This is a genomic window from Variovorax sp. GW823-FHT02B07, from assembly GCF_058797695.1.
On sequence record NZ_JBXAJX010000003.1, the window covers coordinates 100,599 to 125,266 of the forward strand.

Below are 24,668 nucleotides of genomic sequence, written 5' to 3' on the forward strand. Positions count from 1 at the left end.
TCGAGAGGCCTGCTCGCGCCTGGCGCGGCAGTCACAGCATCCGGGGCCAAGCGGCAATTCCCTGGTTTCGCGGGCGTCGTCCGTGCATCGTTGGCTCGTCATGAGCCGGTAGAACGATACATATAAGGACAACGCATCATGAAGCGGATGCTGATCAATGCCACGCAGGCCGAAGAACGCCGCCTGGCCATCGTCGACGGGCAGAAACTGCTCGACTACGAAATCGAAATCGAAGGGCGCGAACAGCGCAAGGGCAACATCTACAAGGCGGTCGTGACCCGCGTCGAGCCGTCGCTCGAAGCCTGTTTCGTCGACTACGGCGAAGACCGCCACGGCTTCCTGCCGTTCAAGGAAATCTCCAAGCAGTACTTCGCCGAAGGCGTGTCGGCCAGCCAGGCCCGCATCCAGGACGTGATCCGTGAAGGCCAGGAACTCACCGTCCAGGTCGAAAAGGAAGAACGCGGCAACAAGGGCGCCGCCCTCACCACCTTCATCTCGCTGGCCGGCCGCTATGTCGTGCTGATGCCCAACAACCCCCGTGGCGGTGGCGTGTCGCGCCGCATCGAGGGCGACGACCGCGCCGAACTCAAGGAGGCGATGGACCAGCTCGAGTACCCGAAGGGCATGAGCATCATCGCGCGCACCGCCGGCATCGGCCGCTCGGCGCCCGAACTCCAGTGGGACCTGAACTACCTGCTCAAGCTCTGGACCGCCATCGACGGCGCAGCCAAGGGCGGCAAGGGCGCCTTCCTGATCTACCAGGAATCGTCGCTCGTCATCCGCGCCATCCGTGATTACTTCAATCACGACATCGGCGACATCCTGATCGACACCGACGACATCTACGACCAGGCGCAGCAGTTCATGGCGCACGTCATGCCCGAGCATGCCGCCCGCGTGAAGCGCTACCGCGACGACGCGGCCCTGTTCAGCCGCTTCCAGATCGAGCACCAGATCGAGTCGGCCTACGCCCGCACCGTGCAGCTGCCTTCGGGCGGCGCCATCGTGATCGACCACACCGAAGCCTTGGTCTCGGTCGACGTGAACTCGGCCCGCGCCATCAAGGGCGGCGACATCGAAGAGACCGCCACCCGCACCAACCTCGAAGCCGCCGACGAAGTGGCCCGCCAGATGCGCCTGCGCGACCTGGGCGGCCTGATCGTCATCGACTTCATCGACATGGACGAGTCGAAGAACCGCCGCGAAGTCGAAAGCCGCCTGCGCGACGCGCTCCGGCAAGACCGCGCCCGCGTGCAGTTCGGCTCGATCAGCAAGTTCGGCCTGATGGAAATGAGCCGACAGCGCCTGAAGCCGGCGCTGTCCGAAGGTTCGTCGATCCCCTGCCCCCGTTGCGGCGGCTCGGGCCACATCCGCGACACCGAATCGAGCGCGCTGCAGATCCTGCGCATCATTCAGGAAGAGTCCATGAAGGACAACACGGCCGCCGTGCATGTGCAGGTGCCCGTGGAAGTCGCCTCGTTCCTGCTGAACGAAAAGCGCCCCGAAATCGCCAAGATCGAGCTCAAGCAGCGCGTCACCGTGCTGATGGTGCCCAACAAGACGCTCGAAACGCCAAACTACAAGCTCGAGCGCCTGAAGCACGACGATCCGCGCCTCGATCACATCGAAGCCAGCTACAAGATGGCCGACGAGATCGAAGACCCGACCTCGGTCACGCGCCGTTCGCAAGAGCCCACCAACAAGCAGACGCCGGTCATCAAGGGCGTGCTGCCCGACGCACCCGCGCCCGTGGTGCCGCCCAAGCCCGAAGCGGTGCGCGCTGCGCCTGCTCCCGCACCGGTGGCCCCGCCCGCGGTGGTCGCTCCGGCCCCGGCACAGACCGGCTTCATGGCCTGGATCAAGAGCTTCTTCGGCGGCGCCTCGCCGGCACCCGCACCGGCACCGGCCCCCAGCGCCATTCCGGTCGAAGCACCGAAGCCCCGCCGCGAAGGCGGTCGCCCGGGCCGTGACGGCGAAACGCGCGGTGCGCGCGGCGCCGATGGCGAACAGCGCCGCGGCGGACGCGGCGGCGAAGGCCGTGGCGAAGGCGGCGGCCGTTCGGGTGGACGCGACGGCGACCGCCGTGGCGGACGCGGTGGCGAGCGCCGTGAAGGCGGCGGTGGCGAACGCCGCGGCGAAGCTCGCAACACCGAGCAACGCAACGACAGCATCAACCCGGCACGCGAGCAACGCGAGCCCCGTGAAGCACGCGCACCGCGCGACGGCGAACAACGCCGTGGCGGTCGCGGCGAGCGCCGCGAAGGTGGCGAAGGCCGCAACGCGCCGGCCGAAGCCCTGCTCGACGGCAACCTGAACCTCGACGCGCAGCAGCAGCAGCCGGCACCCGGCGGCGACGAGAACGGCAATGCCGCAGCGGAACGCGCACCGCGCGCCCGCGGCGAGCGCCGTGAACGTGGCGAGCGCGGCGAGCGTGGTGAACGTGGCGGCGAACGCAACGAGCGCGGTGAGCGCAACGGCGACGCACAGCAGCAACAGCCGCGCGACGAAGCCGCCGCCGGCGACGGCGAGCGCCAGCCCCGCAACGGCCGTGGCGACGAGTCGCGCGGCCCGCGCGGTGAGCGCAACGACGGCCGCCGCGAGCGCCGCAACGACGCGCCTGCCGCCAACGAAGGCGACGCACGCGCGGCCGAATCGGCTGCCGCCGGCGATGCCGAGCAAGGCAACAACAACGAAGGCAACGAGCAGCAAGCCCCGCGCCGCGAAGGCGAAGAGCGCCGCGGCCGTTCGCGCGACCGCTACGGCCGTGACCGCCGCGAACGCGGTCCGCGTGACGACGCCGGCAACGAAGCCAACGGCGCAGACGCCGCACCGGTCGCCGAAGGCGCCGTGGCTGCCGAAGGCCAGGCCGAGCGCCAGCCTCAGCAGCAACTGCCGCTGGTGGCGGAAGCCGCTGCCGTGGCGGTGGTGGCCACCGCTGTCGAAGTGCGCGAACCGGCACCGCAGGTGCAGGAGCAGCAGCGCTTCGAGCGCCCCGCCGCGCCCGCACCGGCACCCGTCGCAGCGCCCATCGTGGTCGAAGCCGCAGCCAAGCCCGCAGCAGCAGCGCCCGCCGGCAACGGCCGCGCACTGCCCAAGGTGCAAGCCTTCGAACTGCCGTTGAACGAACTCGCGCAGATCGCCGAAAGCTCGGGCCTGCAGTGGGTCAACTCGGATGCCGAGCGCATCGCGCAGGCGCGCGCCGCGATCGCCGCCGAGCCGAAGCCGGTGCACGTGCCGCGCGAACGCCCGCCGGTGATCGTGCTGGACGAAGGTCCGTTGGTGCTGGTCGAAACGCGTCGCGACCTCGGTTCGATGTCGCTGCCGTTCGAACAGCAGCAACAGCAGCCGCAGGAACAGCAGCGCTCGCTCTGAGCCCTGCTCCCTCGCAAATGAAAACGGCGCCTTCGTGGCGCCGTTTTTTTTGCTTCGGAGTTCAGGCCTGCTGCGGCAGTGCCTCGACGCCGGGCAGGTCCGGCATCTCCAGGATCAGCTGCCCGAAGCGGCAGGCGCAGGGCGTCTTGCCGTTCTCGCTCCAGATCAGCGAGAAGTTCACGCTCGGCAGCGGCGGCAGGCCGTAGCGGCCGTCGACGATCTTCATGCCCGGCTCCACCTCTTCGCGCGTGAGCACCGTCACCGCGAGCCCCGCCAGCACCGCCGCGCGAATGCCCTGCGGGCTGGCCGAGGTGAAGACCACGTGCCAGTCGAGCGACGACGCGAGATCGAGCGCCGACCCGGCCACCTGCCGGTTGACGCACGGCTTCGGAAAGAAGGCCAGCGGCAGCGATGCGCCCTTCGGCGCCTCGAAGGCCTCGGCCGCAGCCCACACCAGTTGCGTGCGCCGCAGGCAGGTGCCCTCCACCACGTCGGGCGGCGACATCACGACCGCGAGGTCGAGCTCGCCGGCGCGGATGGCCGCGCGCAAGTCGGTGTGCATGCTCACGCAGACCTCCATGCGCACCGCCGGGAACCCGCGCGCGAACTGCGAGAGCAGCGGCGGCAGGCGGTCGCCCATGAAGTTGTCCGGCACGCCGAAACGCACCACGCCCGAGATCGGCGAGGGCTGAAAGCGCCGCGTCATCGCGTCGAGCGTGTCCAGGATCTGCGTCGCGTAGCGCAGGAAATCTTCACCGTCCTCGGTCACCGTGAGGCGGCGCGTCGTGCGGTGCAGCAACGGCCGACCCACCTGCTCCTCGAGCTTGCGGATCTGGTGGCTGATGGCCGACTGGGTCAGGTGCAGACGCTCGGCGGCGCGCGTGAAGCCGCCGGTTTCCTTGACGGCCACGAAGGCGCGCAACAGCGTGGGGTCGAAGTCCATGGCGAGTTTTGATCAATGATGTTTCCTAATGAATTCTAGGAAATCAAATCATTTCCATCATGAAGAGGGTTTCACCAGAATCGGCCGCTCTGCCTTTTTGGAAACCGTCCGATGTCCCTCTCCCCTGCCGGCAAGAACCGGATCGCCCTGTCCGCGGTCTGCCTGATTGCCTTGATGTTCGGCCTGGAAATCTCCAGCGTGCCGGTCATTCTTCCCACGCTCGAAAAATCACTGCATGGCGACTTCAGCGACATGCAGTGGATCATGAACGCCTACACCATCGCCTGCACCACGGTGCTGATGGCCGCCGGCACGCTGGCCGACCGCTACGGCCGCAAGCGCGTGCTGATCGTCGGCGTGGTGCTGTTCGGCGCCACCTCGCTGGCCTGCGGCGTCGCGGGCAATGCGCCGGTGCTGATCGTCAGCCGCTTCCTGCAGGGCCTGGCCGGCGGCGCGATGCTGATCTGCCAGCTCGCGGTGCTCTCACACCAGTTCCAGGAAGGCAAGGAGCGCAGCAAGGCCTTCGCCATCTGGGGCGTGGTGTTCGGCATGGGGCTGGGTTTCGGGCCGATCGTCGGCGGCGCGATCGTGGCGCTGTCGAGCTGGCAATGGGTGTTCCTGGTCCATGTGCCGCTGGCCGTGGTGGCACTGGCGCTGGTCCTGGGCAGCGTGGAAGAGTCCAGCGACCCCGATGCGAAACGGCTCGACCTGCCGGGCATCGTCACGCTGTCGCTCGCGGTGTTCGGCCTCACCTACTTCATCACGCAGGGGCCGGGCCTTGGGTTCGCGAGCCCCGTGGCCATCAGCATCCTCGTGGCGACGCTGGCCTGCTTCGCGGTCTTCGTGTGGGTGGAAAAGATCAACCCGCACCCGATGTTCGACTTCTCGGTGTTCCGCATCCGCAATTTCTCGGGCTCGATCGTCGGCTCCATCGGCATGAACTTCAGCTTCTGGCCGTTCATGATCTACCTGCCGATCTACTTCCAGAGCGGCCTGGGCTACGACGCCGTCACGGCCGGCTCGGCGCTGCTGGCCTACACGCTGCCCACGCTCGTGCTGCCGCCGCTGGCCGAGCGGCTGTCGATGCGCTACCGGCCCGGCGTGGTCATCCCGGCGGGGCTGTTCGTGATCGGCCTGGGCTTCGTCGCGATGCGCTGGGGCAGCGGCGTGGCGCACGCAAGCTGGCTCACGCTGCTGCCCGGCTGCCTGCTGGCCGGCATCGGGCTGGGGCTGACGAACACGCCCGTCACCAACACCACCACCGGCTCGGTGTCGAGCGCGCGCGCGGGCATGGCCTCGGGCATGGACATGAGCGCGCGGCTGATCACGCTGGCCATCAACATCGCGCTGATGGGCTTCCTCCTGCTCGAAGGGATTCACTCGCATCTGAAGAGCGCCCTGTCGGCATCGCTCGATGCAGAGCAGCTGCGCGCGCTGGCGGAAAAGGTCGCGGCAGGCAGCTTCGCCTCGCTGCCCGAGCAATTCCCGGCGCTGGCGCAGGCCGATCCGTCGGGCACCGCCGTGCATGCGGCGCTGGTGCACAGCTTCGGCTGGGTGATGCTCTACGGCGGGATCGGGGTGTGGGTGCTGGCCGGCTTCAGCCTGCTGATCTTCGGCAACGGCAAGCCGTCGGTACGAACAACGGGCCTGGCGACCGCAAAGGAATCCGCGTGCTCCTGAGGCCAGGACGCACGACGGAACCAGAAAACGCTCAGGGCGTGTTGTCGACCTGCGCCGCGCGCTTCCACGCGTCGGCCGCCTGCGCGTGGTCTTCGCGCGCCTCGGCCAGCTGGGCCAGCGCGAGCCAGGCGCGCCGGTAGAGGTCGGGGTCCTGCAGGCCCAGCCCGGCCTGCGTGAGCAGCTGCTGGGCCTTGCCCCACAGCTGACGCTTCATGCAGGCCATGCCGGCGAGGTACTGCAGGTTGGCGTCGCGCGGGTTATTGCGCTGCGCGCTCTCGATGCGTGCGAGCCAGTCGGCGTCGACCGAGTCGAGCCCCGCCTCGAGCGCGCGCGTGAGCTTCACGCGCAGCCCGTCACCGAGGCCGCGCGGGTTCGCCACCATGCGCTCCCAGGCCGGCAGCAGCCAGCCGCGCGCCAATGCCAGGTCGCCACGCAGCGCGACCATGCGCTGGGCCGCGTGGATGGCCACTTCGGGCATCTGGCGTTCGGCGGAATCGAGTTCGGACCACGCACGCAGCAGCTGTGCCGGGTCGTGCGCGCCGGTCAGCAGCTCGGTTGCGAGGCCGCGCACGATGCTTTGCGCCGCCGCGTCGGAGAAGGCGCGGTGCTTGGCCAGCAGGCGCGCGGTGTCGAGCGCCTCGACCGTGCGACGGTCCTGCCGCGCGGCCTTGAGCCGCAGCCGCAGCGCCAGCGTGCGACGCTGCGCGCCCTGCGGCAGTTCTTCGAGCCGTGCGAGCGCGGCCGTCGGGTCGCGGTCATCGAGCGCCCAGCGTGCGGCGCGCAGTTGCACGCCTTCGCGGGTTTCAGGGCTCGCGAGCACGGTGCGGTCGGCGCTTTCGTTGAGAGCCTGCTGCAGGTGGGCGTCGCGCGCGGCCTTGTCCTGCAGGGCCTGCGCGCTTTCAGCGGCCAGCAGGTGCGACAGCACGCGCACCTGCTGCGCCTGCGGCAGCTCGGCGCCGAGCGCGGCCAGTGTTTTTTCCTGCGTGAGCGCGGCCTGCGCGGCCTTGCGGGCGCGCGAGAAGCGGCCGGCGATCAGCTGCACCATCGCATCGAGCAAGGCGGAGTGCAGCATGCGTTCCTTCTGCTGCAGCCGCCAGTGGCGCGCCTGCGTGGGCAGCGAGAACAGCGCCGCGAGCGCGCGCAACGCAACGTGCAGCAGCACGAAGGTCAGCAGCAGGATCACGAGCACGAGGTTCAGCGAGAGGTCGACCCGCCACGGCGGCCAGAACACGGTGATCGTGCCCTGGTTGTTGCCGGCGAAGAGCGCCACCGCCGCGGCGACGGCGAACAGCGCGAGGAGCCAGATTGCAGCGCGCATGAGCGGATCAGCGCCCTGCGGCCGCGGTGGTCAGCGCGGCCAGCGTGTCGTCGATGCGCACCGGCTCCGTGCTGCGCACGAGCTGCTGCAGTTGCTGCAGCTGCGTGGCCGCGGCCTGCGTGCGGCGCGAGGCCGGATCGAAATAGCGGTTGAGCGATGTGGTGACCTGGCCCAGTTCGCCGCGCGCGGCGTCCATCTGGCGCGACAACAGCGACAGCCGCGCGTTGAGCAGCTTGAGCTTGAGGTTCTCGCGCAGGAAGTACGACTGCTCGGGCGCCAGCAGCACCGCCTCGGGGCTCTCGATGCGGCCCACGCGCACCAGCGAGCGGGCCTCGCCGCGGATGGTCAGCAGCACACGCTGCCACCAGGGCGCATCAGCGGGAATGGGTTCGGGACGCCAGGCGTTGACGCCGTTGCCGCGCACGGCCACCGCGTTGAGCGTGGGCAGGTCGTCCACGCTGCGCACCAGTTCGTCGAGCTTCTGCAGCGCTTCGGCGCTGTCGGTGCTGGCGCTGCTGCGCAGGCGGTCGGCATCGCGCTGCATGGCGCGCTGCACGGGCGCCAGCCGCGGTTGCGCGGCGCGTGCGATGCGCAGGTCGCCGGCCTTGAGCGCGGCGAGCAGCGGCTCGAGGCTGCCGGTGACCTGTGCCTGCTGCAGCGCGAGGCGCACGGCGGATTCGATGTCGATCACCAGGTTCTCGTCGCGCGAACGCGAGAGGCTTTGAATGAGTTCTTCCAGCTGTGAGCGCTGCAGCGCGACTTCGGCCACGCGGGTCTCGATGAGGGCCACGCGGGCGGCGGCATCGCGCACCGTGTCGCTGGCCTGGCGCGCCAGCGTGCGCGCTTCCATCGACTGGGCGGTGGCCTCGGCGCTCTGGCGCGCGAGCTGTTCCTTCATGCCGCCGACCTTCTGCCACAGCGCGATGGTCGACAGCAGCGCGATCAGCGCCACGAGGGCCACGAGGCCCATGCCGATGCGTGCCAGCAGGGTGGCCGCAGCCGCCTGGGCGGCGGGCGTCTGGTGCGGCGCCACCGTGGCGGGCACCTGCACCGGGGCGGCGGAAGGGGGAGAAAGGTCGTCGGACGGGGACGCGGCGCTCATGCGAAGGATTCTATCGACGCGATCAGCGCTTCCCGCAGGGGTGTGCAGACACGCAACGCCCCGAAACCCGCGGCCTGTGCGGCTTCGCCGATGCGTGCATGGGTGGCGATGGCGCGCGCGGCCTGCCACGAGGTGCCCGGCATGGCGCGCTGCAGGTTGCCGATGGCTTCCGAGCTGCTGAAGAGCCAGATGCCGTGTCCGCCTGCGGCTTCGGTCGCGATACGGCGCTGCGCCTCGTCGAGCGCGGGCGCGAGGCGCCGGTAGGCCACGACGGTGTCGCGCACGCCGCCGGCGGCATCGATCTCGCGGGCCAGCCATTGGCGCCCGGCCGGCTGGCCGGCCTCGTCGCCGCCGCGCACGATGAGCACGCGCACGCCCGGCGACACCTGCCCGTGGGCCAGCGCCCACAGCGCCTCGGAGTCGAAGCGCGTGGCGCCGGGTGGCGGCGCGTCGATGGCGGCGGGCGGCACGCCGGCACGCAGCAGTGCGCGCTCGGTGCCCGGGCCGGTGGCCCAGAAGCGGCAACCGGCGAGTGTGGAGGTGCCCCGGTGCTGGAAGAAGTGGTCGACGGCTGTGGCGCTCACGAACATGAGCGCCGCGTAGTCCGCGAGCCGCGCCCAGGCGGCGCGCAGCGGTTCCACATCGAGCGCCGGCGCAATGGCGATCAGCGGCAGCGCCACGGCCTCGAGCCCGGCCGACTGGAAATCACGGACCCACGCCGCCGCTTCGTGCGCCGGCCGCGTGACGATGACAGGCCCCGCGCGCATCGCTCGGCGCCCACCGTGATCAGTGGGCACCGGCGTCGCGCAGCAGCCCGGCGGCGCGCTGGCCGAGGGCATCGGCCCCCGCGAAGTCGCCGGCCTCGGCCAGCGCGTGCACACGCACCAGCGGCGCATCGCCTTCCGGGTCGCCCCAGGCGGCGTCGATGCGCAGCGTGCCGTCGGCCTGCCGACGCGCATGGGCCGCGAGCGGCATGGAACAGCTGCCGCCCATCGCGCGGCTCACGGCGCGCTCGGCGGTGGTGCTGAGCCAGTCGCCGCGGTGCGCCAGCGGCGCCAGCAGGTCGATGAGGTCCTGGCGGTCGGCGCGCACCTCGATGCCGAGGGCGCCCTGCCCTGCGGCGGGCAGCATGGTGTCGGGGTCGAAGGCGACGCGGATGCGGTCTTCGAGGCCCAGCCGCTTGAGCCCGGCCGCCGCCAGCACGATGGCGTCGTAGTGGCCTTCGTCGAGCTTGCGCAGGCGGGTGTCGAGGTTGCCGCGCAGCGGTTCGATGCGCAGGTCGGGCCGCTGCGCGCGCAGCAGCACCACGCGGCGCAGGCTGGAGGTGCCGACCACCGCGCCCTGCGGCAGCTCGTCGAGCGAGGCGTAGCGCGGCGACACCAGCGCGTCGCGCGGGTCTTCGCGCTCCAGCACGCAGGCCAGCGTGAAGCCCTCGGGCAGCTCCATCGGCACATCCTTGAGCGAATGCACGGCGATGTCGGCGCGCCCGTCTTCGAGCGCGGCTTCGAGTTCCTTGACGAAGAGGCCCTTGCCGCCGACCTTGCTCAGCGTGCGGTCCAGGATCTGGTCACCACGGGTCGTCATGCCCAGCAGGCTGACGCTGTGGCCTCGTTCTTGCAAAAGCGTTTGCACGTGTTCGGCCTGCCACAGGGCCAGCCGGCTTTCGCGCGTGGCGATCACGATGTTGCTCAAGATCGCTCCCAAAAAAGTACATGGTTTCTGACCTCTGGAATGCTAGCATGTTGCGCCGCAGCAACGGAGGCGGCGCGTCCATTCAAGTCCCCAGGAACAACATCGAATGAAAGCCAGCAAGACTCCTGCATCTCCCGCCAAGCGCCGCCAGACCGAAGACCAGCCATTGATCGACGACATCCGGCTGTTGGGCCGAATCCTCGGCGACGTGATCCGGGAGCAGGAGGGCGACGAAACCTACGCGCTGGTCGAGAAGATCCGCACCCTGTCGGTGTCGTTCCGGCGCGACGCCGACCATGCCGCCGACCGCGCGCTGAAGAACCTGCTCAAGGGCCTGAGCGCCGCCGAAACGGTGCGCGTGATCCGCGCCTTCACCTACTTCAGCCACCTGGCCAACCTGGCCGAAGACCGCCACCAGATCCGCCGCCGCACCGAGGCCGAGCGCGAAGGCGTGCAGGCCGACGGCGACCTGCAGACCGCCCTGGCCCGCATCCGCAAGGCCGGCATCAAGCCCGACGAGATCGTCGCCTCGCTGGCCCACAGCTACGTGTCGCCCGTGCTCACGGCGCACCCCACCGAAGTGCAGCGCAAGAGCATCCTCGACGCCGAGCGCGCCATCGCCCTGCTGCTGACCACGCGCGACGAGATCAAGCTGCGCCAGAACGCCTACGCCGGCGGAAAAGACGCGCTCTCGCCCATCGAGCTGGCCGACAACGAAACCCAGGTGCGCATCCGCGTCACGCAGATCTGGCAGACGCGCATCCTGCGTTTCTCCAAGCTCACGGTGGCCGACGAGATCGAGAACGCACTGAGCTACTACGAAGCCACCTTCCTGCGCGAGATCCCGCGCGTGTACGCCGACCTCGAGAAGGCGCTGGTGCAAGGCGGGCAGACGCCCTCGGTCGCGCCCTTCCTGCGCATGGGCCAGTGGATCGGCGGCGACCGCGACGGCAACCCCAACGTCACGGCCGAGACGCTCGAGTACGCGCTGAGCCGCCAGTCGGAACTCGCGCTGCGCCACTACCTCACCGAGGTGCACTACCTGGGCGGCGAGCTGTCGCTGTCGGCCACGCTGGTCGATGTGTCGGTCGAGATGCAGGCGCTGGCCGAGCGTTCGCCCGACACCAATGAGCACCGCAAGGACGAGCCCTACCGCCGCGCCCTCACCGGCGTGTACGCGCGCCTGGCGGCCACGCTGCGCGAACTCAGCGGCGGCGAGGCCGCGCGCCATGCGGTCGCGCCGCAGAACCCGTATGCCAATGCCGAAGAATTCCTGGCCGAACTGCGCACCATCGAAGAGTCGCTGGTCGAGAAGCACGGCACCGTGCTCGCGGCGCCGCGCCTGCGCCCGCTGATCCGCGCGGTGGAGGTGTTCGGCTTCCACCTGGCCACGGTCGACCTGCGCCAGAGCTCCGACAAGCACGAGGCCGTGATCGCCGAGCTGCTGGCCACCGCACGCATCGAGCCCTCGTATGCGTCGCTGGCCGAAGAGGCCAAGCAGACGCTGCTGCTCAAGCTGCTCGACGACGCCCGCCCGCTGCGCGTGCCCGACGCCGACTACTCGCCGCTCGCCCGAAGCGAGCTGGCCATCTTCGCGGCCGCGCGCACCGCGCGTGCGCGCTACGGCGCGGCCGCCATCCGCCACTACATCATCAGCCACACCGAAACGGTGAGCGACCTGCTCGAGGCGCTGCTGCTGCAGAAGGAAGTGGGCCTGCTGCGCGGCGCGATGGACAGCAACGCGACCTGCGACCTGATCGTGGTGCCGCTGTTCGAGACCATCGAAGACCTGCGCAACGCCGCGCCCATCGTGCGCGCCTTCTACGCGCTGCCGAACATCCAGGCGCTCATCGAGCGCTCGGGCGCCGAGCAGGACGTGATGCTGGGCTACTCCGACAGCAACAAGGACGGCGGCATCTTCACCAGCAACTGGGAGCTGTACCGCGCGGGCATCGCGCTGGTGTCGCTGTTCGACGAGCTGAACAAGAAGAAAAAGAACCCGATCCGCCTGCGCATGTTCCACGGCCGCGGCGGCACGGTGGGACGCGGCGGCGGCCCGAGCTACCAGGCCATCCTGGCGCAGCCGCCCGGCACGGTGCGCGGCCAGATCCGCCTCACCGAGCAGGGCGAAGTGATCGGCTCGAAGTACGCCAACCGCGAGATCGGCCGGCGCAACCTCGAGACGCTGGTGGCCGCCACGCTCGAAGCCACGCTGCTGCCGCAGGGCAAGTCAGCGCCGGCGAACTTCCTCTCGGCCGCAGGCGAACTCTCAACCGCGAGCATGGCCGCGTACCGCAAGCTGGTGTACGAGACCCCGGGCTTCGGCGACTACTTCTTCGGCTCCACGCCGATCCGCGAGATCGCCGAACTCAACATCGGCTCGCGCCCCGCTTCGCGCAACCCGAGCCACAAGATCGACGACCTGCGCGCCGTGCCATGGAGCTTCAGCTGGGGCCAGTGCCGCCTCACGCTGCCGGGCTGGTTCGGCTTCGGCTCGGGCGTGGAGCAGTTCCTGGCCGCCGCCGGCACCGCCGCGGGCAAGAAGGAGCGCCAGGCGCTGCTGCAGCGCATGTACGCGCAGTGGCCGTTCTTTCGCACGCTGCTGTCGAACATGGACATGGTGCTGGCCAAGAGCGACCTCGCGCTGGCCTCGCGCTATGCCGAGCTGGTCACCGACCGCAAGCTGCGCCAGAAGGTGTTCTCGATGATCGAGGCCGAGTGGCAACGCACCTCGGATGCGCTCACGCTCATCACGGGCGCCAAGCAGCGGCTCGAGGGCAATGCCGAGATGCAGCGCTCGGTGCGCCACCGCTTCCCCTACATCGACCCGCTGCACCACCTGCAGGTCGAGCTGATGCGGCGTTATCGCGCGGGCGACGGCGGCGAGCGGCTGCAGCGTGGCATCCACATCTCGATCAACGGGGTGGCGGCGGGGCTGCGCAACACGGGCTGACCTGCACACCGCCTCCATGGACAAAGGGCGCCTTGTGCGCCCTTTCCTACGTGCGCTGTCGGCAATGAGGTACCTGTAAGGTCATTTAAAAGGGTACGGTCGGGACACGTTCACAGTTCTCGCAATCGCGCGGCAGCTCGAAGTCGTTTCACAGGAGCCCGTTGCAATGTCCATCCCGCAGTCCCTTTCCCATTCGCATGTCGATTTCGTCGGCAGCGATTTCGAAGCCCTGGCTTCCCACATGCACCACTGTGCACGTGCCCATGGGCGATGGTTCTCGCTGCGAAGCCACATGCAACGTGTGCGCGCGCTCGCTGCGGGCCGCATTGTCACGATGGCCTGCGTAGCCGTGGTGTTGGGCATCGGCCTGTTCGCGGTCACTTGAGCGCCGCTGCCGTCGTCGACCGCCTCCAAGGGCTCAGTCACTACGCCCGGACCCTTCTGCTCGGTCCGCACGACCCGGTAGCCCTCCCGATCCGCGCCGAACTCTTCGGCGCCCAACGTTTCGAACAGCACGGCCACAGCCTGGCCCGTGCCCAGGTGGTGGAAGACGAACACCACCGCGCGCGCGAAGGCGCGCCCTTCTTTCCGCGGGTCGACGAAAACCTCGAGTCGCTGCGCGCCGCCTTCGACTACATCGCGCTGATCTCGCTGAGCGGGCGCTATGTGTCGCCGGCGGCCGAATGGCTGCTCGACAACTTCCACCTCGTCGAGGCGCAGCTCCAGCAGATCCATGACGGCGTGCCGCGCAGCTACTACGCACGCCTGCCCAAGCTCGTCACGCCGCCGCTGGCGGGGCTTCCGCGCGTGTACGGCATTGCGTGGGCCTATGTGGCGCACACCGACAGCGTGCTCAACAAGACGCTGTTCACCGCCTTCCTCAACGCGTATCAAGACATCGACGAGCTGATGCTCGGCGAGCTGTGGGCGCTGCCCACCACCCTGCGCGTGGTGCTGCTCGAAAACCTGCGCCGCGTGGCCGAGCGCATCGCCGAGAACAAGGTCGCGCGCGAGATCGCGCATGCCGCGTGGGACGCGGCGCCGCACCTCTCGGTGCAGGACCTCGACGTGCTCTACCGCGCGCTGCAAAGCCACGGCCTGCAGGACAGCTACCTCACGCAGCTGTGGCAGCGCCTGCCCGTCGAGCACGGCGACGACATGCCCGCGCTGGTGCGCTGGACCGAGCAGCACTGCCCCAACGGCCCGGCGTTGATCGGCGACGCGCAGAACGCGCAGGCCGCCGCCAACCTCACGGTCGGCAACATCATCACGACCTTGCGCATGATCGGCCAGGTCGAGTGGAGCGACCTCATCGAGCCGGTGAGCCGCTCGCTGCGCGTGCTGCGCGAACTGCCGAGCTTTGCGAACGAGAGCGAACTCACGCGCCAGCAGATCACGCATGCGATGGAGCAGGTGGCGCGCAGCACCGAACGGCCCGAGCGCGAAGTGGCGCAGGCCGTGGTCACGCTGGCATCGGGCGCGCCGGCCGACGAAGCCGGTGCCGAGACCGACCGTGCCGACGGCACTGCGGGCTATTACCTCTTCGGCCAGGGCCGGCCCGCGCTGATCGCTTCGCTGCAGGCGAACGCAGCGCCGGGCCAGGCCACACGCACCGCGCACACACGCCCCGCGCGCAGCCATCGCGGCTGGCGCCTGCCTGTCTACGTGGGGTCCGTCGCCCTCGGCACTGCGCTGCTGCTGGCCGCCGTGCTGCACAGCCTGCCGCATCGCGGCGACTGGACCACCGTCGCGGCGTTGCTGCTGCTCGCGTGGCCGCTGTCCGAAGCGCTGATTGCACTGGCGCAACGCATCATGGCGGAGTCGGTGCGCGTGCAGGCCCTGCCACGCCTCGATTTCGCGAACGGCATTCCCGAGCGGCACCGCGCGCTCGTCGTCATGCCCACGATGCTGGGCTCGACCGCGAACAACGCCAGGCTCGCGCACCGGCTCGAACTGCATTGGCTCGCCAACCGCGAGCCCCACGCGCAGTTCGCACTGCTGACCGACTGGGCCGACGCTTCGCAAGCGGCGATGCCCGACGACGCGCCCTTGCTCGACGACGCCCAGCAGCGCATCGCCGCGCTCAACGCCAAGTACCCGCCGGCCGAAGGCGCCGCGCCGCGCTTCCTGCTGCTGCACCGCCCGCGCAGCTGGAGCGAGACCGAGCAGCGCTGGATGGGCTGGGAGCGCAAGCGCGGCAAGCTCGAAATGCTGATGCGCCTGCTGGCCAGCGGCGACGCCAGCGGCTTTCTTCCGCTCGCACCGGGCCAGCAGCTCGCGCCCGGCCGCACGCCCTATGTGCTGACGCTCGACAGCGACACCGGCCTGCCGCCCGGCGCGCTGCGCGACCTCGTGTCCATTGCCGCGCATCCGCTGAACGCGCCCGAGATCGACATGCCGAGCCGGCGCGTGGTCGCGGGCTTCGGCATCCTTCAGCCGCGCATCGTCACGCCGTTCCCGATGCGCAGCGAGCGCTCCTTCTTCCACTGGGTGTTCGCCGGGCAGTGCGGGCTCGACCCGTACGGCAGCGGCGCCTCCGACATCTACCAGGACGTGTTCGGCAGCGGCTCCTTCACCGGCAAGGGTTTGCTCAACGTGCGCGCGGTGCACGCCACGCTGAACGACCGCCTGCCCGACAGCGCCGTGCTGAGCCACGACCTGCTCGAAGGCAGCGTCGCGCGCTGCGCGATGGTCAGCGACGTGGTGCTGGTCGAAGACCATCCGCACCATGCCGGCGTGGCCGCCTCGCGCGTGCACCGCTGGGTGCGCGGCGACTGGCAGCTGCTGCCGCTGATGTGGCGCGCGCGCCGTTTCGGCATCGACGCGCTGGGCCTGTGGAAGATGAGCGACAACCTGCGCCGGTCGCTGGTGGTGCCGGCGTCTTTCGCGCTGCTGGTGCTGGTGATCTTCACGCAGGCCATGCCGCTGGGCTGGGCGCTGGCCGCCGTCGGTGCGGCGCTCACGCTGGGGCCGCTGCTGGGCGCGCTGGCCGGCCTGGTGCCGACACGCCGCGCCATCGAGCTGCGCCACTTCTTCGACGCGGGCGCGGTCGAGCTGCTACGCGCCCTGGCCGGTGCGGCCTGGCAGTTCGTGCAGCTGGCGGCGCAGACGCGCCTGCTGCTCGACGCGGCCTTCCTCGCCACCTGGCGGCTGGTCGTGAGCCGCAGGCACCTGCTGCAGTGGACGACGGCCGACCAGGCGCAGGCGCAATCGAGCCAGCGCCTGAAGCCCTTCGTGCGCAGCGCGGCCCTCAGCAGCGCGGTGTGCCTGGTGCTGGCCGTGCTCGCCAACTGGAGCGCCTGGCCGGTGCTCGGTCCCCTGCTCTTCGTGCTCTGGTCGCTGGCGCCCATTGCGGCCTGGTGGGGCAGCCGTGTCGACGTGCACGCCGAAGACCCGCTCGCGCCCGCGCAACGCAGCTACCTCGAGACGCTGGCGCACGACACCTGGCGCTTCTTCGAGCACGTGGTCGGCCCGGACGACCACCACCTGCCGCCCGACAACCTGCAGCTCGAGCCGCAGCCGACCCTCGCGCACCGCACCTCGCCGACCAACATCGGCATGTACCTGCTGGCCACCTGCTGCGCGCGCGAGTTTGGCTGGATCGACACACAAGCCTTGCTGGCGCGCCTCACGGCCACGCTCGACACCGTCGACCGCATGCACAAGCACAACGGCCACCTGTTCAACTGGTACGACACGCAGACGCTCAAGCCGCTGCCGCCGGACTATGTGTCCAGCGTGGACAGCGGCAACTTCGCGGGCCACCTCGTGGCCGTGGCGCAGGCCTGCCGCGCCTTCGCGGCGGACGCAAGCTGCCAGCCCCATGAAGCCCCCGCACTGGAAGCACTGGCCCGACGCTGCGACGCGCTGCACGACGGCATGGATTTCAGCGGCCTCTACGATGCCAAGCGCCACCTGTTCCACATCGGCCTGCGCGTCGAAGAGAACGTGCTCGACGCGAGCTACTACGACCTGCTGGCCTCCGAATCGCGGTTGTTGAGCTTCCTGGCGATTGCCAAGGGCGACGTGCCGCGCCGCCACTGGATGGCGCTGGGCCGGCCGTTCCTTCTGGTGGGCTTCCAGCCCAGCTTGAAGTCGTGGTCGGGCTCGATGTTCGAGTACCTGATGCCGGCGCTCGTGATGACCGAGCCCACCGACGGCCTGCTGCAGGTGGCCAACGCCGCGGCCATCGCCGAGCAGCAGGCCTTCGGCCGCGCGCAGAACATGCCGTGGGGCGTGTCCGAGTCGGCTTACTTCGCGCAAGACCATTCGCTCGCCTACCAGTACTCGCCCTTCGGCGTGCCGCGCCTGGCGCTGCGGCGCACGCCGCCGACCGACCGCGTGGTGGCGCCCTACGCCAGCCTGATGGCCGCGCCGTTCGCGCCCGAAGCGGCGGTGCGCAACCTCGAGCTGCTCGAATCGCTCGGCGCGCGTGGCGAGTTCGGTTTTCACGACGCGATCGACTTCACCACCTCGCGCCAGGCCGAGGGCCAGGACTTCACCGTCGTGCGCAACTTCATGGCGCACCACCAGGGCATGTCGCTGGTGGCGCTGTGCAACGTGCTGCGCGACGATGCGCCGCGCCGCTGGTTCGGCAGCGCCGCGCTGGTGCAGGCGCACGAGTCGCTGCTGCACGAGCGCACGCCGCGCCAGATCATCGGCAGCGCCGACCCGCGCACGCCGCCCGAGCCCAGCCAGGCCGAGCTGGCGCCGCTGTTCCAGCCGCGCGTGGTCGACCCGACGGGGCCGGGCTTCCAGCCCACGCACCTGCTGTCGAACGGCCGCTACACGGTGGCGCTGCGGGCCAACGGCGCGGGCGTGAGCCGCTGGCGTTCGTTCAACGTGACGCGCTGGCGCGACGATCCGCTGCGCGACAGCTACGGCACTTTCTTCTACGTGCGCGATATCGAAAGAGACGGAGGGCAAGCCGAGCTCACCTCGCTCACCGCCCTGCCCGCGCCCGGTGCCGACTGGCACTACCGCACCCGCTTCCTGGCCGACCAGGTGCAGTTCGATGCGACCGGCCCCGGGCTGCAGGTGCGCACCACGGTGCTCATCAGCCCCGAGGACGACACCGAGCTGCGCCACATCACGCTGCACAACTCGGGCGACGAAACGCGCACGCTCGAACTCATCTCGTACTTCGAGCCGGTGCTGTCGAACCCCAAGGCCGACGAGGCGCATCCGGCCTTTGCCAACCTGTTCGTCGAATCGCGCTGGGAACCGGCATGGCGCGCGCTGCTGCTGTCGCGCAAGCCGCGCCTGCATGGCGATGCGGTGGTGGCCGCGGTGCACTTCGTGGCCTCGGTCGATGCCAACGTGCTGTCGATCGACTGCATGACCGACCGGCGCGCCTTCATCGGCCGCAACTGCACGCTGGCCGACCCTGCGCTCGACCCGCAACCGCTCACCGCCCAGGGCAAGCAGGTGAACGGCCTGGACCCCATCGCCTGCCTGCGCGTGCGCCTGTCGATCGCGCCGGGCACCACCGCGCGCCTGAGCTTCGCCACCGCCGCCGACGAGAGCATCGAGGCGCTGATGCCCTGCATCGACCGCTACCTGCAGCCCATGCACGTGGAGCGCGCCACCCGCATGGCCGCCACGCTGGCGCAGGTGCGGCTGCGCGACCTGAGCATCGCGCCCGCGCAGAACCTGGCGCTGCAGGACCTGACGACCATCCTCACCTACACCACGCCGCGCGTGATGCGCGACCGCGGGCTGATCGACCTGCGCCAGATCTGGCGCTTCGGCATCTCGGGCGACAAGCCCATCGTGCTGGTCTACATCCACTCGATGAACGGCATGGGCCTGATCAACACGCTGCTGCGCGCGCAGCCGTGGTGGGGCTTCGGCGGCGTGGCCTGCGACCTGGTGGTGCTCAACAGCGAACCGAACTCGTACCTCATGCCGCTGCAGCGCGAGATCGAGATGCTGCGCACGCGCGTCGCGCAGCAGACACAGAACAGCTTTCCGCGCAACGACACCGCCGGCTTCTACCTCTTGCGCGACCAGGACGTGGTGCCCTCGGAAAAGGCCGCGCTTTCCAGCCTGGCGCGCGTGGTGTTCACGGCCGACGGCCGCGCGCTCGAAGTGCAGGTGGCGGCGTTGCATGAGGCACGCAGCCCGACGATTGCGGACGACAGCAGCGCACCGATTCAACATCGCACGCCGCTGTTGACGAGACAAGCAACCTCGCCGGCCAACACGCCCCCCACCGGCGACTTCGATGCCGAGAGCGGCGAGTTCCACTTCGAGGTCGGCCCCGACCGCCGCACGCCGCGCCCCTGGATCAACGTGATCGCCAACGCCACCTTCGGCTTCCAAGTGTCCGAGTGGGGCACCGGCTACACCTGGGCCGGCAACAGCCGCATGCACCAGGTCACGCCGTGGTCGAACGACCCGGTGCAGGACCCGGCCTTCGAGCACTACCTGCTGCAGGACGTGGCGACGCGAGAGATGCTGCCGCTGACACCTGCCGGCGGTGGTGACGGCACCACCCGCCACCGCGTGCGGCACGGGCAGGGCTACACCGTCTTCGAATGCCGCCAGGGCGACCTCGTGCTCGAAACCACCTTCTTCGCGGACCGCGACGAGGCCGTCAAGCTGGTGCACGTGCGCGTGCGCAACGAAGGCGCCGGCCAGCGCCGCCTGCGCGCGCTCGCGATGGTCGAGTGGCAACTGGGCGCCGCACGCGGCGAACGGCGCACCGTGCATTGCTGGAAGCCCGAAGACCAGCCGGCCGTGTTCGGCCAGCAACGCGAATCGAGCGCGGGCTTCGGCGGCAGCGCGGCCTTCCTGCTGCTCGCAGGCCTGCAGGGCGCGACGACCGGGGCCACGCAATGGACCTGCGACCGCAGCGAGTTCTTCGCCGGCCGCGGCATCGTCGAAGTGCCCGACACGCTGGCGCGGCGCGCCGGCAGCGGGCTCGATGCCTGCGCGGCGATTGGCGGGGAGTTCGTCGTGGCGGCGGGCGAGACCGCGAGCTTCAACTTCGTGCTGGGCCACGCGGGCAATGCCGACGCGGCGCTCGAGCTTGCGCGCCGCTGGCGGCAGCGCGACGTGCCCGAGGCGCTGGCGCAGGTGCGCGGCTTCTGGGACGAGCTGCTGGGCCGCCTGCAGGTGCGCACGCCCGACCCGCTGTTCGATGCGCTGGTCAACCGCTGGCTCGTGTACCAGACGCTGGCCTGCCGGCTCTGGTCGAAGGCCGGCTTCTACCAGGCCGGCGGTGCCTTCGGTTTTCGCGACCAGCTGCAGGACGCGATGGCCTTCGCGCTCACCGACCCGCCGCGCCTGCGCGCGCAGATCCTCGTGAACGCGGCGCGCCAGTTCCCCGAGGGCGACGTGCAGCACTGGTGGCACATGCCCGGCGGCGCCGGCGTGCGCACGCATTTCTCCGACGACCTGCTGTGGCTGCCGTACGCGTCGGCGCACTACGTCGAGGTGACGGGCGATGCCTCGCTGCTCGACGAGATGGTCGGCTTCATCGAAGGCCCCGGCATTCCCGAGGGCGCCGAAGACGCCTACTACGCGCCGCAGAACAGCGGCCGCATGGCCACCGTGTTCGACCATGGCGCGCGCGCCATCGACCGCAGCCTGAAGACCGGCGTGCACGGCCTGCCGCTGATGGGCACCGGCGACTGGAACGACGGCATGAACCGCGTCGGCCACGAGGGCCGTGGCGAATCGGTGTGGCTCGCGTGGTTTTTGTGCAGCGTGGTCGAGCGCTTCGCGCCTATCGCCGAGGCGCGCGGCGAACACGAACGCGCCGCGCGCTGGACCGAAGCGCGCACGGGCTGGATCGCCGCGCTGCACGACGCCGGCTGGGACGGCGCCTGGTTCCGCCGCGCCTTCTTCGACAACGGCGCGCCGCTGGGCTCGTCGATCAACGGCGAGTGCCGCATCGACCTGATCGCACAAGCCTGGTCGGTGCTGTCGGGCGCCTCGGACGCGGCCCACACCGGCCCGGCCATGGCCGCCATCGGCAAGCACCTGCACGACGAACCGGCCGGCCTGCTGCGGCTGCTGGCGCCGCCTTTTTCCCAGTCAACCCACAACCCGGGCTACATCCAGGCCTATCCGCCGGGCGTGCGCGAGAACGGCGGCCAGTACTCGCACGGCGCCGTGTGGGCGCTGATGGCGCAGGCGCTGCAGGGTGACCATGAAGCCGCCTGGCAGAGCTTCGAGGGCCTGAGCCCGGCCCACCGCGCAAAGCACCCCGAGCGCGGCCCGGTCTACGAGCTGGAGCCCTATGTGATGGCGGGCGACGTCTACGGCGCCGCGCCCTATGTGGGCCGGGGCGGCTGGAGCTGGTACACCGGCTCGGCCGCGTGGCTGCATCGCGCGGCCGTCGAGACCTTGCTGGGCCTGAACGTGAAGGGCAGGCAGTTGTCGATGACGCCGCATGTGCCCGCGCACTGGCCAGGCTTCGAGCTCGCGCTGCGGCTCGGCCAGCACCGGCTCACACTGCAGTGGGGCACCGTCGAAGGCGCCGCCGCGCCCACGCACCACGTGGCGGTGGGCGAATGGATCGACTGGCAGGCGCTGCCGGCGGATGCGGTGCTGCGGGTCGCTCAAGCGGCAGGCAAGGGGCAGATGACGGCGTAGGTTATGGTCCGGACCCGCTTTCACCCCGCGCATTCATGACCAAAATCCAGTTCCGCCGACGCGTCATCGTCCTGATCCTCCTGTGCGTGGCCGTGGGCGGCGGCATCGTGCGGCACTACGCGGCGCCCGGCACCACCACGCGCGACATCGCCACGCTGCTGATGGTGCTGTGGGTGCCGATCATCGGCAACGTGATCGGGTGGCTCATCGGCAAGCTGCCGCGCCGCACGCCCAAGCAGGCACCGCCCGCGGGCTTCGACGCGCGGCCCGAGTTCACGCCGCACCTGGCCGTGGAACTCACCTTCCGCCGTCCCTCGGTGCCGGCGCAGGACGTGCCGCTGGGCCCCGGCGAATACCGGGGCGCGCTGGTGCTCGACACCGAAGGCTTCTCGGCGCGCTGGCGCGTGCCGCAGGGCATATCGCTCGCGCGCGGCACGCCGGTCGCGCTCGACATCGAATTTCTCTCGCCGGCCGTGGCGCAGCCGAAGTTCGTGCAGGGCACGGCCTTTCGCGTGCTGGTCGACGAATCGTTCGTGGCCGACGGACAGGCGATCGAGTTGCGCCCCGCCCACACTTAATCTCGGCAACTCAAAAAGACGGTGATGGCGAAAGGCGCCATTGCCGCATCCCCGGGCGGCTTCAGGCACCAAAGGGGTCGATTGTTCGCCGCAGGGAAACTGTCTACTGCTCCACCGCCCCTTGGTCGCAAGGCGGCCGGCTCGCACACTCCAATGCCCCCTCACCGGCATTGGCGTCTTCATCGCCGATGCGTTCAAGGACTGCATCTCCATGATGAATTCTTCCGGCAGCACCCCCTGCATCGACGACCTGGCGGCGCCCGCGCGCGACGCCGTGGCCGCCCCCACCCGCTCCGCGTGGCTCGCGGTCGGCTCCATCGCCGTCGGCACCTTCGCGATGGTGTCGACCGAGTTCATGCCCATCGGCCTGCTCACCGACATCGCGCGCGGCCTGAACGTGTCGGACGGCACGGCCGGCCTGATGATCACCATGCCCGGCGTGCTCGCCGCCTTTGCCGGGCCGGCGCTGATCGTCGCGTCGGGCCGGCTCGACCGGCGCACGGTGCTGATCGCGCTCACGCTGCTCCTGATCGCCTCGAACCTGCTGGCCGCGTTCGCGCCCAACTTCACGACGATGCTGGTCGCACGCCTGATGCTCGGCCTGGCCGTGGGCGGCTTCTGGACCTTCGCGCCCGCCGCTGCCACGCAGCTGGTGCCCGACGCCTCGAAGGCGCGCGCCATGTCGCTGGTGCTGGCCGGCGTGTCGGCCGCCACGGTGCTCGGCGTGCCCGCGGGCTCGTGGCTGGGCACGATGTTCGGCTGGCGCGCCTCGTTCGCCGTGACTGGCGCCCTGGCCGCGGCGGTGCTGCTGGTACAGCTGTGGCTGCTGCCCGCCATTCCGCCGCAACGTGCCATCGGTGCGCGCGACCTGCTCACGCCGCTCACGCGCCGCATGGCGCAGGTCGGCCTGCTCGCGGTGCTGTTCTTCATCGCCGGCCACTTCGCGGCCTACACCTACCTGAAGCCGCTGCTGCAGCAGGTGTTCGGCCTGCAGGCCAACGCGGTCTCGACGCTGCTGCTGGTCTACGGCGCGGTGGGCTTCATCGGCACCTTCCTGGGCGGCAGCCTGGTGGCGCGCAGCGTGCGCGGCACCACCTTGCTGGCGGCGCTGATGCTCGCCACCGCGCTGCTGCTGTCGACGCTGATCGGCACCGGCATGGTGGCCGGCGCGGTGGTGGTGGTGATCTGGGGCGTGGCCTTCGGCCTGATCCCGGTGGCGCTCACCGGCTGGATGATGGAAGCCGTGCCCGACGCGCAGGAAGCCGGCCAGGCCCTGCTGGTGACGGGCTTCCAGGTGGCGATCGCCTCGGGCGCGCTGATCGGCGGCCTGATGGTCGACAGCCGCGGCATCTCGCCCACGATGGTGCTCAGCGGCGTGCTGGTGCTGATCGCCGCGCTCATCGTCGGCACGCTGGGCCGCGCACGCGGCGGCGCGGTGCCGCTGGCGGCGATTCCGGAGTAAGTACCTTCAACGGCGGCCGGGCTTCCTGCCGGCCGCCACGATCGCCTCGAGCACCGTGCGCAGCGCCTTGTTGAGCGGCTTGTCGCGACGGATCACCACCGCCAGCGTGCGGTGCATGCGCGGGGCCAGGCGGCTGGCCTTCAGCGCCGGATGGGCACCGCGCCCCGCCATCGACATGCCGGGCACCAGGCCGTAGCCCAGCCCCGCGGCCACCATCTCCTTCATCGCCTCGACGCTGCCCAGCTCCATCACGGGCTGCGGCTGCAGGCCCTCGGCGGCAAACCAGCGATCGACCAGCTTGCGCGTGTTGGCCGCGGGCTCGAACAGCACCAGCGGCAGCGTCGCCAGGTCGGCCGGCGTGACGCGAGCCTTGAGCGGCGCGAGGTCGGCGCGGCCGATGGCGACGAACTCGTCGTCGCACACCGGAATCACGCTCAGCGAACGCCCGGCCGCGGGCAGCGTGACCAGCGCGAGGTCGATGCTGTTGTCTTCCACCTTGCGCACGTGCTCGTCGGTGTTGCCGGTGCTCACCACCACGCTGAGCGCCGGGAACGCCTCGCGCAGCTGGCGCAACACGGCCGGCAGGAAGTACAGGCAGGCCGTCGCGCCCGTGCCCAGCCGCACGCGGCCCGTGACGCCGCGCGCATGGTCGGCCACCGCGTCGACGGCGTTCTCGACCGCCGCCTCGATCTGCGGCACATGGCGCAGCAGCTCCGCGCCGGCCGGCGTGGCCCGCGCGCGCTTGCCGACGCGCTCGATGAGCCGCACGGCGAGCCGTCGTTCGAGCTGGCGCACCTGCAGGCTCACGGCCGGCTGCGACAGGCCGAGCCGGTCGGCCGCGGCGGAGAAGCTGCCGGTGTCGATCACCAGGGCGAAGGTGGCGAGCTGGTCGAGGTTGAGGTTCTTTTCCAAAGTATTTCTTATGCGCTGCATAGGTTGACCAAGCTTCACTTATCGATCCCGG

Annotated in this window: 13 protein-coding genes; 7 read left to right on the top strand and 6 right to left on the bottom strand. The window is 70.3% G+C overall.

Annotated elements, in window-relative coordinates; genetic code table 11:
• Positions 1-138: 138 nt before the first annotated feature.
• Complete coding sequence (locus AC1RGU_RS18265) at positions 139-3,372, top strand: Rne/Rng family ribonuclease (protein ID WP_492697202.1); 3,234 nt, start codon at positions 139-141, stop codon at positions 3,370-3,372.
• A 61-nt stretch (positions 3,373-3,433) separates the two neighbouring features.
• On the opposite strand, the gene AC1RGU_RS18270 is transcribed toward AC1RGU_RS18265, so the two are convergent.
• Positions 3,434-4,315: a LysR family transcriptional regulator gene (locus AC1RGU_RS18270; RefSeq protein ID WP_492697203.1), complete on the bottom strand. Its 882-nt coding sequence runs from the start codon at positions 4,313-4,315 to the stop codon at positions 3,434-3,436.
• Between the two features lie 111 nt (positions 4,316-4,426).
• On the opposite strand from AC1RGU_RS18270, the gene AC1RGU_RS18275 reads away from it, so the two are divergent.
• Positions 4,427-5,995: an MFS transporter gene (locus tag AC1RGU_RS18275; RefSeq protein ID WP_492697205.1), complete on the top strand. Its 1,569-nt coding sequence runs from the start codon at positions 4,427-4,429 to the stop codon at positions 5,993-5,995.
• Positions 5,996-6,026: 31 nt separating this feature from the next.
• Here AC1RGU_RS18275 and AC1RGU_RS18280 read toward each other — a convergent pair whose 3' ends face one another.
• The 4 genes from AC1RGU_RS18280 to hemC are packed head-to-tail and all read right to left on the bottom strand — an operon-like array spanning position 6,027 to position 10,107.
• Positions 6,027-7,313 carry a heme biosynthesis protein HemY gene (locus AC1RGU_RS18280; protein WP_062482750.1) on the bottom strand — a complete coding sequence of 429 codons (1,287 nt, stop codon included), beginning with the start codon at positions 7,311-7,313 and terminating at the stop codon, positions 6,027-6,029.
• Positions 7,314-7,320: 7 nt separating this feature from the next.
• Positions 7,321-8,415, bottom strand: coding sequence for a uroporphyrinogen-III C-methyltransferase (locus AC1RGU_RS18285; RefSeq protein ID WP_062482753.1), 1,095 nt, complete (start codon positions 8,413-8,415; stop codon positions 7,321-7,323).
• Positions 8,412-9,182 (bottom strand): uroporphyrinogen-III synthase, encoded by a 771-nt coding sequence (locus AC1RGU_RS18290; RefSeq protein WP_159275619.1) that lies wholly within the window; start codon positions 9,180-9,182, stop codon positions 8,412-8,414. Before AC1RGU_RS18290 ends, AC1RGU_RS18285 begins: the two co-directional genes overlap by 4 nt.
• 19 nt (positions 9,183-9,201) lie before the next feature.
• On the bottom strand, positions 9,202-10,107 hold the full coding sequence (gene hemC, locus AC1RGU_RS18295) for a hydroxymethylbilane synthase (protein WP_492697207.1): 906 nt from the start codon (positions 10,105-10,107) through the stop codon (positions 9,202-9,204).
• A 106-nt stretch (positions 10,108-10,213) separates the two neighbouring features.
• Here hemC and ppc point away from each other — a divergent pair, with 106 nt between their 5' ends.
• The 5 genes from ppc to AC1RGU_RS18320 all read left to right on the top strand — a co-directional run bounded on the left by ppc (position 10,214) and on the right by AC1RGU_RS18320 (position 23,704).
• A complete protein-coding gene (gene ppc / locus AC1RGU_RS18300) occupies positions 10,214-13,060 on the top strand; it encodes a phosphoenolpyruvate carboxylase (RefSeq protein ID WP_070062227.1) in 2,847 nt (948 codons plus the stop codon).
• Between the two features lie 166 nt (positions 13,061-13,226).
• Positions 13,227-13,445, top strand: coding sequence for a hypothetical protein (locus AC1RGU_RS18305; RefSeq protein WP_492697209.1), 219 nt, complete (start codon positions 13,227-13,229; stop codon positions 13,443-13,445).
• On the top strand, positions 13,442-21,664 hold the full coding sequence (locus tag AC1RGU_RS18310; protein WP_492697211.1) for a glycoside hydrolase family 94 protein: 8,223 nt from the start codon (positions 13,442-13,444) through the stop codon (positions 21,662-21,664). The genes AC1RGU_RS18305 and AC1RGU_RS18310 overlap by 4 nt, the downstream gene beginning before the upstream one ends.
• Before the next feature lie 35 nt (positions 21,665-21,699).
• Positions 21,700-22,242 (top strand): hypothetical protein, encoded by a 543-nt coding sequence (locus tag AC1RGU_RS18315; RefSeq protein WP_492697212.1) that lies wholly within the window; start codon positions 21,700-21,702, stop codon positions 22,240-22,242.
• 211 nt (positions 22,243-22,453) lie between these two features.
• Positions 22,454-23,704 (top strand): MFS transporter, encoded by a 1,251-nt coding sequence (locus AC1RGU_RS18320; RefSeq protein WP_492697214.1) that lies wholly within the window; start codon positions 22,454-22,456, stop codon positions 23,702-23,704.
• A gap of 6 nt (positions 23,705-23,710) precedes the next feature.
• Here the strand turns inward: AC1RGU_RS18320 and AC1RGU_RS18325 are convergent, their stop codons facing one another.
• The gene (locus tag AC1RGU_RS18325; protein WP_159273180.1) at positions 23,711-24,637 is read right to left on the bottom strand and encodes a LysR family transcriptional regulator; all 927 of its coding nucleotides are present in this window, start codon (positions 24,635-24,637) and stop codon (positions 23,711-23,713) included.
• Positions 24,638-24,668 lie beyond the last annotated feature (31 nt).

Excerpts from the sequence above, each read along its gene's own strand:
- AC1RGU_RS18265 (WP_492697202.1), top strand. The coding sequence starts at position 139 with ATGAAGCGGATGCTGATCAATGCCACGCAGGCCGAAGAACGCCGCCTG.
- AC1RGU_RS18270 (WP_492697203.1), bottom strand. The coding sequence starts at position 4,315 with ATGGACTTCGACCCCACGCTGTTGCGCGCCTTCGTGGCCGTCAAGGAA.
- AC1RGU_RS18275 (WP_492697205.1), top strand. The coding sequence starts at position 4,427 with ATGTCCCTCTCCCCTGCCGGCAAGAACCGGATCGCCCTGTCCGCGGTC.
- AC1RGU_RS18280 (WP_062482750.1), bottom strand. The coding sequence starts at position 7,313 with ATGCGCGCTGCAATCTGGCTCCTCGCGCTGTTCGCCGTCGCCGCGGCG.
- AC1RGU_RS18285 (WP_062482753.1), bottom strand. The coding sequence starts at position 8,415 with ATGAGCGCCGCGTCCCCGTCCGACGACCTTTCTCCCCCTTCCGCCGCC.
- AC1RGU_RS18290 (WP_159275619.1), bottom strand. The coding sequence starts at position 9,182 with ATGCGCGCGGGGCCTGTCATCGTCACGCGGCCGGCGCACGAAGCGGCG.
- ppc (WP_070062227.1), top strand. The coding sequence starts at position 10,214 with ATGAAAGCCAGCAAGACTCCTGCATCTCCCGCCAAGCGCCGCCAGACC.
- AC1RGU_RS18305 (WP_492697209.1), top strand. The coding sequence starts at position 13,227 with ATGTCCATCCCGCAGTCCCTTTCCCATTCGCATGTCGATTTCGTCGGC.
- AC1RGU_RS18315 (WP_492697212.1), top strand. The coding sequence starts at position 21,700 with ATGACCAAAATCCAGTTCCGCCGACGCGTCATCGTCCTGATCCTCCTG.
- AC1RGU_RS18320 (WP_492697214.1), top strand. The coding sequence starts at position 22,454 with ATGATGAATTCTTCCGGCAGCACCCCCTGCATCGACGACCTGGCGGCG.
- AC1RGU_RS18325 (WP_159273180.1), bottom strand. The coding sequence starts at position 24,637 with ATGCAGCGCATAAGAAATACTTTGGAAAAGAACCTCAACCTCGACCAG.